General features: G+C 62.7%; 11 protein-coding genes. 6 read left to right on the top strand and 5 right to left on the bottom strand.

The window, feature by feature from the left end:
- Positions 1-3: 3 nt before the first annotated feature.
- The gene (locus FJ430_RS29695) at positions 4-969 is read right to left on the bottom strand and encodes an ABC transporter permease (protein WP_140653956.1); all 966 of its coding nucleotides are present in this window, start codon (positions 967-969) and stop codon (positions 4-6) included.
- A 75-nt stretch (positions 970-1044) separates the two neighbouring features.
- Positions 1045-2157: a sugar ABC transporter substrate-binding protein gene (locus tag FJ430_RS29690; protein WP_140709035.1), complete on the bottom strand. Its 1113-nt coding sequence runs from the start codon at positions 2155-2157 to the stop codon at positions 1045-1047.
- Positions 2158-2397: 240 nt separating this feature from the next.
- Between FJ430_RS29690 and FJ430_RS29685 the strand changes: the two genes are divergently transcribed.
- Positions 2398-3057, top strand: a complete 660-nt coding sequence (locus FJ430_RS29685; RefSeq protein WP_226891960.1) for a TetR/AcrR family transcriptional regulator — start codon at positions 2398-2400, stop codon at positions 3055-3057.
- 115 nt (positions 3058-3172) lie between these two features.
- On the opposite strand, the gene otnC is transcribed toward FJ430_RS29685, so the two are convergent.
- From otnC to nanR, 3 genes are read right to left on the bottom strand one after another with little or no spacing between them, the layout of a single operon-like run.
- A complete protein-coding gene (gene otnC / locus FJ430_RS29680; RefSeq protein ID WP_140709037.1) occupies positions 3173-3811 on the bottom strand; it encodes a 3-oxo-tetronate 4-phosphate decarboxylase in 639 nt (212 codons plus the stop codon).
- Positions 3808-5061: a 3-oxo-tetronate kinase gene (otnK, locus tag FJ430_RS29675; RefSeq protein WP_140709040.1), complete on the bottom strand. Its 1254-nt coding sequence runs from the start codon at positions 5059-5061 to the stop codon at positions 3808-3810. Before otnK ends, otnC begins: the two co-directional genes overlap by 4 nt.
- A 5-nt stretch (positions 5062-5066) precedes the next feature.
- Complete coding sequence (gene nanR, locus FJ430_RS29670) at positions 5067-5780, bottom strand: transcriptional regulator NanR (RefSeq protein WP_140653964.1); 714 nt, start codon at positions 5778-5780, stop codon at positions 5067-5069.
- Positions 5781-5965: 185 nt separating this feature from the next.
- Here nanR and FJ430_RS29665 point away from each other — a divergent pair, with 185 nt between their 5' ends.
- The 5 genes from FJ430_RS29665 to FJ430_RS29645 all read left to right on the top strand — a co-directional run bounded on the left by FJ430_RS29665 (position 5966) and on the right by FJ430_RS29645 (position 11889).
- Complete coding sequence (locus FJ430_RS29665; RefSeq protein WP_140709043.1) at positions 5966-6901, top strand: ketopantoate reductase family protein; 936 nt, start codon at positions 5966-5968, stop codon at positions 6899-6901.
- Between the two features lie 37 nt (positions 6902-6938).
- Positions 6939-8465 carry a sugar ABC transporter ATP-binding protein gene (locus FJ430_RS29660; RefSeq protein ID WP_140709045.1) on the top strand — a complete coding sequence of 509 codons (1527 nt, stop codon included), beginning with the start codon at positions 6939-6941 and terminating at the stop codon, positions 8463-8465.
- Positions 8462-9481 carry an ABC transporter permease gene (locus tag FJ430_RS29655; RefSeq protein WP_140643828.1) on the top strand — a complete coding sequence of 340 codons (1020 nt, stop codon included), beginning with the start codon at positions 8462-8464 and terminating at the stop codon, positions 9479-9481. Before FJ430_RS29660 ends, FJ430_RS29655 begins: the two co-directional genes overlap by 4 nt.
- Before the next feature lie 83 nt (positions 9482-9564).
- The gene (locus FJ430_RS29650) at positions 9565-10584 is read left to right on the top strand and encodes a substrate-binding domain-containing protein (RefSeq protein ID WP_140709047.1); all 1020 of its coding nucleotides are present in this window, start codon (positions 9565-9567) and stop codon (positions 10582-10584) included.
- Positions 10585-10680: 96 nt separating this feature from the next.
- Complete coding sequence (locus FJ430_RS29645) at positions 10681-11889, top strand: cytochrome P450 (protein ID WP_140709050.1); 1209 nt, start codon at positions 10681-10683, stop codon at positions 11887-11889.
- The last annotated feature ends 1 nt before the right edge of the window (position 11890 follow it).

Here is an 11890-nt window from a genome sequence, read left to right as displayed (position 1 = left end):
CCCTCACTTGACGAACGCGACCGAGCGCCGGTCCGTCGACAGGATGACCGCGATGATGACGAGCAGTCCGAGAACGGCGGCCTGCAGGAAGTCGGGCAGGCCGATGACCACCATGCCGTTGTTGATCACCGCGACAATAAGGACGCCGACGAGCGTGTTCCACACTCCACCTACGCCGCCCCACAGCGCCACGCCGCCAACCACGACCGAAGTGATGGACATGAACATGAAATTGGATCCGGTGACCGACTCGGCCTGGCCGAGCTTCGCCACCTGCAGGATCGCGGCTATCGCGTAGAAGAACCCGGCAAGCGAAAACCCCGCCATCCTCACCTGCCGCACCCGCACCCCCGAGGCATGGGCGAGTTCCTCGCCGCCGCCGACCGCGTAGAAATAGCGTCCAAGGCGGGTATGGGCCTGGATGAACCAGGCAAGAACGAGGCACAGGCCCGCGACATAAACCATCAGCGGGAAACCGAGAATGCGCCAGGTCAGCAGGGCGCGGAACGTCGGATCATTGAATTTGACGATGTCGCCGCCAGTCAGCAGGATCGCGGCGCCCGTGCCGACGAATCCAAGCGCGAGGCTCGCCATGAAGGATGGTATTTTCAGCTTGACGTGAATGAGGCCGTTGACCAGGCCGACCGCGGCCCCGACGGCAAGAATGACCGGGATTGCGATCCAGCCGCCCGACGCGAGCGTTCCGCCGAGCGCCAGCATCAGGAAGCAGAACAGGACCGCCGTCAGGGAAACGACACCCTCCATGGAGAGGTCGATGGAACCCATCACGATGATGAAGGTCACGCCGACCGCCACCATGAGCGCGGGCGTAGCCGCGATCGCGATGCGCGCGAAGTTGCGCTGCGACAGGAACGAAGGGTTTATCGCCGTAAACAGCACTATGAGCGCGAGAAGCACCAGCAAAGGTGCCCAGCGGATCGCGTTCTCCCGCGTGAGGATGCGTGGCAACTTCGGCCTCCCGTCCAGGCGTGCCGTTGTGGAGGGGGGCGGCCCTGAAAAAGGGCCGCCCGATCGAGCTTCGTATTACTTGTACTTGATCTGCCCGTTGCCCGGACCCCAGAAGTCCTTCCAGTTGTAGGACGGAACGGTATCGAGATATTTGGCCTTGAAGTCCGCGGCATCCTTGTTGGAGATCAGGATCGTCGGGCCGTAGAATTCGCGGTGCTCCTTCGGCTCTTCGGAGGGTTTGAAGGCGCCGGTCGCTGCATAGTAAGCGAGCGCCGCCGTGATGCCGCCGCCCCAATGCGGATTGGTGAAGACGGTTGCCAGGAGCTTGCCGTCCATGACGAGCTTCACCGCCTCCGGATTTCCGTCATAGGCCACTATCGGCATACCCTCGATGCCTTCGGCGCGTAGGGCCTCGATCACGCCATACGCGATATTGTCATTTGCGCAGTGAACGCCGGTGATCTTGTCGCCGAAACGGGTCAAGAAAGACGCCATCAACTCCGTACCCTTGGTCGTGTCCCAATCGGCCGACTGGGCATCGAGAAGCTCGATGTTGGGAAAATCTTTCAACGCGTTCTTCAAGCCATTGAGGCGTTCGATGGCCGGATTGTTGGCGGCAATGCCGCCCAGATGCACGACGCCACCCTTGCCTCCCATGGCCTCGAACAGGATACGCGCCGTCTGCTCAGCCGGCTTCTCGTCCGACCAAGTCATATGCGAGACGTAATTGTCGCCGATGTCCCAAGGATGCAGATCGTCGGTCTTGTTCCAGATAGTGGAAATGTAGGCGCCGGCATCCCGCACCGCCTCGACCACGGGACGTGCGTTCGGGCTGTCGTTGGCGTCGCAGGCGATTGCGCATTTGCCGTTGGTTTTGGCAAGAAACGCCTTGATGTCGGCCAGCGATTTTTCGGAGGAGCCCTCGTTGATCAGCGAGACGAGGGAATCCTTCGGTTTGCCGAGCGATTCCACGAAAGCCTCTCCACCCGACACGATCGAGTTCCAGTAAGCCGAGGCGCGGTCGCGGTAGGACCAGGCGATCGCCGGGTCAGTGAGAGCCGCCTGAGCGCCGCCGCCGCCCAAGCCGAATGGCACGGCCATGGCTCCCATGCCGGCAGCCGTGGCGAGCAGGAAATTGCGCCGGTTGATGGTCTCGCGCTCGATGAAATCCTTGATGAAAGTCGACATGCTACCTCCCATTTGGCAACCACCCGCAGGCGCGGGCACCTATTGAGCAACGTCGAGAGTCTGGCCGTCCAAACCGCTCCCCTGGTCGCTTAATGCACCATCTAGTTACTTCCTTAACGGGCGCGAGTCAAGCGCCGGCGCAATGCGCGGCCTGTTGACTTCTCGAACAATTGAAATGACTTTCAGCGTATGATCGATCGTCGCCTACACGCTGGAACTGGAATCAAGGGAGCGACCAAAGTGGACGCAACGTCCGACAAATCAGGCAATGTCGCCAAGAAGAAGCGGCTTCGGGATGCCGAGGCGACCAAGCTTCGCATCCTGGAAGCGGCAAAGAGCGATTTCGCCAAGAACGGGCTCGGCGGCGCCCGCGTCGATGTCATTGCGGCGAAGGCCAATGCCAACAAGCGCATGATCTATCATTATTTCGGCAGCAAGGACGGTCTCTTTCAGACGGTTGTGGAAAACGCCTATATGGACATCCGCACAGCCGAGCAGAAACTTCATCTTGACGACCTCGAACCCAGGGATGCCCTTGAACGCCTCGTGCGGTTTACATGGCAATATTATCTGAAGAATCCCGAGTTTATCACCTTGGTCAACAGCGAGAACCTTCACCGCGCAAAGCATGTGAAGAAGTCCGAGCTGATCAAGACCGCCAGCCGCAAGTTCGTCGCCATGGTGTCAAGCATCCTCGAGAGGGGCGTGAGCAGCGGGGATTTTCGTGCGGGGATCGATCCCGTGCAGCTGAATATTACGATCGCCGCCATCGGATACTATTATCTGACGAACCGCTTCACGGGCTCGATTATTTTCGAGCGCGACCTGATGGACAAGGGCGCCCTAGATCAGCGCTTGGAGTTTAATATCGATACCATTATGCGGCTTGTGCGCGCGTGACACTGCCTGTGGACGCTGACGGCGTCGAGATGTTCCGCCCTCCAGCTTGACGATGAAAGAGGCGGCATGAGGCTGATCGGGCCAGTGCGTGCGAAGGCTAAGCGCAGTCGGGCATTCACGATTTTCGGCGTTGATTGAGTTCGGCAACCAGATCGTCGGATAAGCGACGCACGGACATGTTTCTTGTCAGCAGAACCAGCTTTGCGGTCTCCTCAAGCTCTTCGGCCGCGAAAACCGCATCGCGAAAACTGCGGCCCGAGACAACCGGGCCGTGATTGGCCAAAAGAACTGCGGCATGGCCGGGCGCGCGTGCTCGTACCAAGGCACCGGTGTCTGCCGATCCAGGATGTGTGTAGGGTATGAGAGGCACACGCCCCACCCGCATCACGACATAGGGGGTTATGGGCGGGATCGTATCCTCGGGATCGGTGTCCTCGAGGCAAGATAGCGCTGTGGCATAGGTCGAGTGCAGGTGCACGACGCCGGCGGCCTGTGATCGCGACTCATAGAATGCCATATGCAGCGGAATTTCCTTGGTCGGCGCGTCCCCCGAAACGGCGACGCCATTCCAATCGAGTTTTGTGAGCTTGGAAGCTTCAAGATATCCCAGGCAGGAATTGGTCGGCGTCACAAGAAAACCGTCGGAGAGCCTCGCCGACAGATTGCCTGAGGAACCGGCGGTATAGCCGCGCTTGAAGAGCGACCGGCCCCAGCGGCAGATTTCGTCGCGAAGCTGCTGTTCTTCCAGTGTCATCGGCTGCTGCCTTTCAGCATGTTCAGGGCGCGTTGAAAGAAATCATCGGCGCCGAAATTGCCCGACTTCAACGCCAGCGCGAGACGCGGCGGCCCGTCGAGAACCAGCACGGGCACGCCGATGTCGATCTCGGAGCCGATGCGCATCGGTCCTTGCCCCAGCGCTGAGGCAACCGCGCCGGACGTCTCCCCGCCAGCCACGATCATGCGGCGAAAGCCGGCTGCTGCCGCGTGCGTGGCCAGCGAGGCGAAAAAATACTCGAACCGGCCAGCAAGCTCCGAGCCGCCATATCGAGCCTGCGCCGCCGACACAACCGCCGGATCCGCGGAAGAGAAGACCAGCGGGGCAACGTCCTTGTGCTTTTCGATGAAAGCAAACGCCTGCTTTGCGACCGCGTCGCCGTCGTTGCTCAAAGCCTCGGCGCTCAGTTCCATGGAAGGGTGCGTTTCCCGGTAGAGCGAAACCTGGCGTCGTGTCGCCGCCGAGCAACTGCCGGACAGAACCAGCGCCGGACCATGCGCGCCCTGGAAGCCCTTGGAGGCGCGGCTGGCGCGAATGCCGAAATTTCCCGGTAGCGCGAGAGCGATGCCTGATCCACCAGTGACCAGCTTGTGACCGGCGGCGGCGCGGCCGAGCTTGACAAGGTCGTCGTTGAGGATCGTGTCGGCGACAACCAGCCGCTCGCCGGCGGCTTCGGCGTCGGTAAGCGCCTTGCCCAGCATCTGTGATCGGACGGCGTGCAACGGAAGATGTCCAACCTTCAGGTTTGTCTGGCGCGCCAGCCAGCGCCGGATATCGGCGTCCGTCATCGGCGTCAGCGGATGGCTTTCCATGCCGGATTCACTAAGCAGCTTGTCCCAGACGAAGAGATGGCCCTGATAGACCGTGCGCCCATTCGCCGGAAAGGCGGGGCAGACGAGTGCCAGCGGCGCCTCCAGTTCATCGAGCAGCGCCGCAGCGACCGGCCCGATATTGCCTTGCGGAGTCGAATCGAATGTCGAGCAGTATTTGAAAACGATCTGCTCGGCGCCATTTGCAACGAGCCAACGGCAAGCGGCGATGGATTGCGCGACCGCCTCGTCGACAGCGATCGAGCGGGTCTTCAGCGAGATGACGGCCGCATCGATGTCCGGTTGTGCCGGATTTGCGGGCGTGCCGATATACTGCAGCGTCCGTGCCCCGGCCTTGGCCAGTGTATTCGCGATATCGCCCGAGCCGGTGAAGTCATCACCGATGACGCCGATCCGCATGGCCGTCAGTCGTGCGTGCGCTGCTGCCAGAAGGTCACGGCAAGCTGCTCCAGATGCGTGCGCATGGCTTGCTCGGCGCGGTCGGGGTCGCGCGCGGCGATGCCTTCATAGATCGCCTTGTGCGCCTCGAAAGCCGTCTTTTCCTGCCCCTTGGCGGCAAGCGTGACGGTGCGCTGTTCCTTCAGCCATTCCGAAATCTGGTCGTGCAGCGCGATGAAGACTGGATTGCGCGCCATCTTCGCCAGTTCGAAATGGAAGGCGATGTCGGTCGAGGTAAACCGCTCGCGGTTGCCTATTGCTTTGCGATTGGCTTCGAGCGCAGCCGCCAGCGCCTCAAGGTCCGTGGCCGTCGCGTGGCGGGCTGCCTCGCGCGCCAACCCGACTTCGAAGAACAGGCGAGCGCCCTGGAAATAGCGATGCCCCTCCTCGGTCGAGAGCATCTGGCGCACCGCCGGGGCCATACCGGTGAAGATATGCGAGGCGGTCGGCATCAGTACCTTGGCGCGCGCGCCGTTGGTGAGTTCGACGAGCCCGGCTTTCTGCAGCGAGATCAGAGCCTCGCGGATTGCCGGCCGGCCGACGCCGAAGCGCATCTGCAGGTCGCGCTCGGGCGGCAGTTGATCGCCGGGCTTCAGTTTGCCGGACAGGATTTGCGCCTCGAGATGCGAGGCTACGTGCTCGAAGAGCTTCTTGCGTTCTATGACGAGAGGGTCGACCATAGACCTTTCATACCATCATACTTGACAACCATGCAACTGCTTGCAAGGATGACGGCAAGATAAACCAAAACAAGGCCGGATCGGCGAACGGCTTCGTTCGCCGAAAGCGCGTTTCCGACAGCGATCGGAAGCGATGGCACGGCCTTGCCAAAAACACCCCGTGGCGGGTCAGGGAGCGAGAAGACATGCGGATCGCCATTTTGGGCGGCGGCGGCGCGATGGGCGGCATTTTTGGCGGATACCTCGCCCGCGCCGGCAATGACGTCACGCTGATCGATGTGTCGAAGCCTGCCGTGGCGGCAATCAATGACAACGGCCTGACGATCGAGGAGAAGGACGGCACCCAACCGGTCATCCGCGTTCCCGCAAGCACGGAGCCGTCCAAGGTCGGGCCCGTCGACCTCATCATCAATTTCGTTAAATGCTACCACACCGATGCCGCGGTCCGCGCCGCGGCGCCGATGATCTCGGGCGATACCGCGGTGCTCAGCCTGCAAAATGGCTGGGGAAACGCACCGCGCATCGCCGGCATTGTCGGCGAAGACAAGGTGCTTGTCGGCCTGACCTATCATGGCGGCACGCTGCTTGGTCCCGGCAGGGTGAAGCATCCTGGTGTGGGGATGACCTATATCGGCGAGCTGAGCGGCAAGACGACGCCGCGTCTGGACAAGGTGATCGAAACCTTCCGCGCCGCGCAGATCGAAACCACGAAATCGGAACGCATCCTGGACGAGGTCTGGAAGAAACTTGCCTTGAACGCCTGCACGCTGCCGGTCGCCGGCCTGCTGCATTTCATGTCGCACGAACTGGTCGCTTTTGACGGGACCAAGTCGCTGATGGCCGCGATCCTCAAGGAGGTCGTGGCCGTTGCCAATGCGCAAGGCATTTCGCTCGATTACGACGAACGTTGGGCGGCCATCACCGGATTGCTCGAGAAGGCGGTTGGCGGCAAGGCGTCGATGCTGCAGGACGTCGAGGCCAGGCGCCAGACGGAGATCGAGGTGATCAATGGCGCCATCGTCGATGCCGGCAAGCGCATCGGCGTGGCGACGCCGGTCAACGACACGATGGTCTGGATGATCCAGGCCAAACAAGCCCACTATCTTCAGGCAAAGGCATAACGATGCCGGCCTTGTCGTTCAGCGTTTGAGGCTTGAGATGGCGGCGCGCCTCGAAGTCTCGCAGCTCTCGAAATCGTTCCCGGGCGTGAGGGCCCTCGACGATGTATCGATGACGGTTGAGCCCGGCGAAATCCGGGCTCTGCTGGGCGAGAATGGCGCCGGAAAGTCGACGCTCGGCAGGATCGTCGCCGGTGTCTATGCCCGCACCAGCGGCGAGGTGCGCCTCGATGGCGTCGCTCTCGGCGAACTCGATGAGAAAGCGGCCGGCGAGCTCGGCATCGGCATCGTCCATCAGGAAGGCTCGCTGGTGCCGCAGCTCTCGGTCGCGGAGAACATCTTTGCCGGCCGGCAGCCGACGAAATGGCTCGGCCAGGTCGATGTGAGACTGATGCGTGAACGAGCGCACGCTCTCATTGCCCAACTCGGCGTTGCCATCGATCCAGCCATGAAGGTGGCGTTCTTGTCGCCGGCCCAGGCGCAGATCGTCGAGATCGCCAAGGCGCTGTCGCGCGAGTTGAAGCTTTTGATCCTTGACGAGCCGACGGCGGCCCTGACCCTGACCGAAACCGAAAAGCTGTTCGAGATCGTGCGTCAGCTGGCCAGGGACGGCGTTTCGGTCATCTATGTATCCCACCGCCTCGCCGAAATCTTCTCGCTCTGCAATTCGGTCACTGTGCTGAAGGATGGGCGGCTGGCGGGCACCCGAAAGGTCGCCGAGACCACGACGGACGAATTGATCCGGCTCATGGTCGGGCGCGAGGTCCATCTCGCGCGCTCGGCTTCGCCACGACAAGTGGGGCCGATCGTTCTTGAGGCCAATGAGATCTCCGCGCCGCCGCTTGTGCGATCGGCTTCGATCACCGTGCGTGCGGGCGAGGTCGTCTGCCTGGCCGGATTGATCGGCTCAGGGCGGAGCGAATTCTGCGAGGCCATCTTCGGTGCCAGGGTCCGCAGGGCCGGCGAAATCCGCATCGCAGGCGCGCCGATCAACCCGCAGGGACCGTGGGACGCCAAGCACGCCGGCATCGGCATGGTGCCGGAAGATCGCAAGACCTCGGGCCTCTTCCTGGGAATGGATCTCGTCAACAACATCGCCGCAACGGTCCTGTCGAAGGTCTCGTCGGGCGCCAATTTCTCCAACAGGAAGGCCGAGGCGCTGGCCGGCAACTTCATCAGCGAGCTGCGCATCTCGACGCCGAGCGTGCACAAGATCGTCGGCGAGCTCTCCGGGGGCAACCAGCAGAAGGTGCTGCTGGCAAAATGGCTAGCCATGGAGCCCCGCCTGCTCATCGTCGACGAGCCGACGCGCGGCGTCGATGTTGGCGCCCGCTCCGAAATCTATCGCCTCCTGCGCGGCCTCGCTGAGCGGGGCGTGGCGCTATTGGTCGTCTCTTCGGATCTGCCCGAGGTGCTCGCGCTCGCGGACCGCATCGTCGTGATGGCCGAAGGCCGAACAGTCGGAGAACTCCCCGGCGAAGGCGCGACCGAAGAGCAGGTTCTGCGGCTGGCGACCCGGTTCACATCGTCCGTGGCGGACGTACGCAAGGAAGCGGTTGGAGCATGAGCTTGGCACAGATTTCCCGCAACGAAGCGCAGGCGCCGGTGGAGCAGCGCGAGGCCTTGCCGCTGCGCATCGTGCGCCGGCTGGCCAATTCGCGCGAGCTGACATTGTTCGTTCTGGTCGTGCTGCTGGCGCTGGCGATGACCATCGTCTATCCGCACAATTTCCCGACCGGACCGAATATGCGGGCCGTGCTTTTGAACCTCGCGCCCGTCGGCATCCTCGTCTGCGGCATGATGCTCCTGATGATTGCGGGCACGTTCGATCTTTCGGTCGGCTCGACGCTGGCGCTGGCCGGCGTATGGGCCGGCGTTGTCGCGGGCTGGTGGGGCTGGCCCGCCGAGGCGGCTCTCCTCATCGGTGTCGTGGTCGGGGCTGTGGCTGGGCTGATAAACGGGCTGATCGTCACCCGCATCGGCATCAACGCGCTGATCGCGACGCTCGGCACGCTGACCATCTACCGCAGCCTCACCTATGTGACGGCCGGAACGGGCGTCACCCCGATCTCGGACAGCTTCGCCGAGTATGGCCGCGCCGCCGATCCGATCCTGCGCATCCAGTCGCCGTTCTGGGCAATGCTGGTTCTTGTCCTGATCGGCGGCTGGCTGATCGCGCGCACCCGCTTCTTCCGCCAGTTCTATTTCGTCGGCGGTAATCCTCGTGCGGCGCAATTGTCGGGCATCCGCGTCGACAGGCTGATTCTCATCGGCTTCGTGATCATGGGTGCGCTGGCGGGTATCGCCGGCGTGCTTGGGGCGGCGCGGCTGAACAGCGCGGTCGTCAATGCCGGCGTCGGCATCGAGCTCAAGGTCATTACCGCGACGGTGCTCGGCGGCGCCAGCCTCAAGGGCGGCGAGGGCACGGTTCTGGGCGGCATTCTCGGCGTGCTTTTCATCGCCCTGATCGAGAACGCCATGATCATCAATGCGGTCGGCGTGTTCTGGCAGGGACTGGTCGTTGGTCTCGTCCTGCTGTTCGCCGTCTCGCTCGACCGCTTCAAGACCGCGGGCCGCGCCTGATCGGGCAGCAAGCGGGGGAAATCCGGCCAGAGCCGGGGGAACTGCAAAAACTGGGATCAGAACCCAATCAGGAGGAAACAGGAATGGGCTCTATGCTGAAATCGACATTGATCGCCTTGGGCATGACGGCGCTTGCATCGGCCGTGACGGCACCTGCGCGCGCGCAGGAATCATCGTTTGGCCCCGCCGACGCCAAGGAGACCTACTACTGGATTTCCAACAAGGCCAACCTTCCGCTCTTCGTGCAGTACGACTATGTCGGCATGAAGAAGATCGCCGAGGAACTCGGCGTGAAAGTGGTCGTTGCCGGGCCGACCGATTTTGACCTGCCGGGCTTTATCGCCGCAGTCGACCAGGTCTGCGCGCAGAAGCCAAATGGCGTGTCCGTGGTGGGTGGCTGGGATCCGTCTCTGACGGAATCGGTCAAGAAGTGCCTGGAACAGGGTGTGCCCACCGTCGTCGACGACGGCGATCTGCCGGACTCGGGCCGCTTGGCCTACATCGGCACGAACTGGACACAGGTCGGCGTCGCGCAGGCCAAGAAGATAATGGAGAAGCTGCCCAGCGGCGGTAAGCTGGCCATGATGTCGATCATCAATGCCGGCAACATGCGTGAGGCGGTCGCTGGCTTCAAGGCCTATATCGAGGCCAATGGCGGCGGCAAGTACAACATCGTTTCCAACGAAGACGACGGCGGCGACGCGCAGAAGGCCGCGCAGGTGACGGCCGCGATCCTGGCCGCCAATCCGGACATCGCCGGCATCGCCGGCTTCGACTCGGAGTCCGGCGCCGGCATCGTCACCGCATTGCGCGAGGCCGGCAAGAATCCAGGCGACATCAAGGTGACCGCGATGGAGCAGACGCCCGACTTCTTCAAGACAGCCAAGCAAGGCTGGGTCGACGGCATCGTGGTGCAGAACCGCGAGCTTTTCATCTACTACGCCGTCAAGATCCTGCACGACTACAACCACAACGGTCTGAAGTCCGCCGGCCTTGGCGCCGCCGACGGCGGTCGCCCGGTTCCCGATACGCTCGACACCGGCGTGCTGCTCGTCACCAAGGACAATGTCGACAAGGTGACGGCCGCGCTCGGCGTCAAGTAGTCGATCTGCACGAGGGCTGTCGCCCCCTTCCTCCGGCGGTTCACCCTTGCCGCCGGAGGCACCTTTGAAGCGAACCAACCCGATCAAGTCGCGACCATGGCCGCAACAGTGACACCACAGACGATACCGGACGACGTGGACATCCACGATCCTGCGTTCGTCGCCGATCCATTCTCGGCCTTCGATAGGCTGCGGCGCGAATGTCCGGTGGCCCGGTCGAACAGGCACGGAGGTTTTTGGCTGCTGAGCCGCTATGACGACGTGCGGTGCGCGGCAATCAATTGGCGCGACTACACATCCAGCGTTCCCGGCGTGACGGCCATTCCCGTGATCACGCCGCGCACCGAACCCCAGTTGCCGATCGAAGTCGATCCGCCGCGGCACTCGCGCTACCGCGCGCTGGTCAACCCGGTCTTTGCCCCACAACGTGTCGCCGCCATCACGCCGCGCGTCAGGGCGCTGGCCCGGTCCCTCTTCGAGAAGATGGCTGCGAAGGGACAGGCCGAGATCGTTGCCGAATTCTGCGTGCCGGTTGCCGTGTCCTCGCTGGCGGCCTTCACCGACGTGCCGCTGGAAGATTCGGACAGGTGGATCGGCTGGATCACCAGCATGTTCAACATGAGCGACCCTGCAGCCGGCGCGGCTTCGAGCCGTGAACTCAACGCCTATATCGAGAAGCTGATCGCGGCGCGGCGCTCCAAGCCGACCGACGACTTCATCAGCATGCTGATTGCGGCCGAGATCGATGGCGAACGGCTGGACGACAATCAGATACGCTCATTCATGACCGTCGTCTTCGGCGCAGGTTTCGAGACCACGGCGGATGGTCTTTCGGTAATGCTGCACTGGCTCGCCGAACACCCGAAGGCCCTGGAGCGGCTTGCCGAGGAGCCAGCGCTCGTTCCCACCGCGGTGGAGGAGTTCCTGCGCTATTCCTCGCCGATCGAGATTTTCGGCCGCAACGCCTCGCACGACCTGTGCCTGCACGGTCGCAATATACGCGAGGGCGATATTGTGGCGCTCGGTTTCGGCTCGGCCAACCGAGATCCATCGGTATTCGAAGCGCCGAACGAGCTGCGCCTCGATCGCAATCCGAACAAGCATCTCACTTTCGGGGCCGGCCCACATCTTTGCGCCGGTGCGGGTGTAGCGCGCATGGAAATGGCGGTGACACTTGAGACGCTGATCGAAGCCCGCTTGAGCCTTGCGCCTGACACGACGAAAGAGCTTCGCTGGAAGACACGCGGCGATCGGCACGGACTTTCCTGCCTGCCGCTCAAGATCGAAACGAGAAAGACGAGTTGAA

Source organism: Mesorhizobium sp. B2-8-5, assembly GCF_006440675.2.
Classification (GTDB): domain Bacteria; phylum Pseudomonadota; class Alphaproteobacteria; order Rhizobiales; family Rhizobiaceae; genus Mesorhizobium.
The sequence above is the reverse complement of the archived record's forward strand: the minus strand, read 5'-3'. Positions and strand labels throughout refer to the sequence as shown.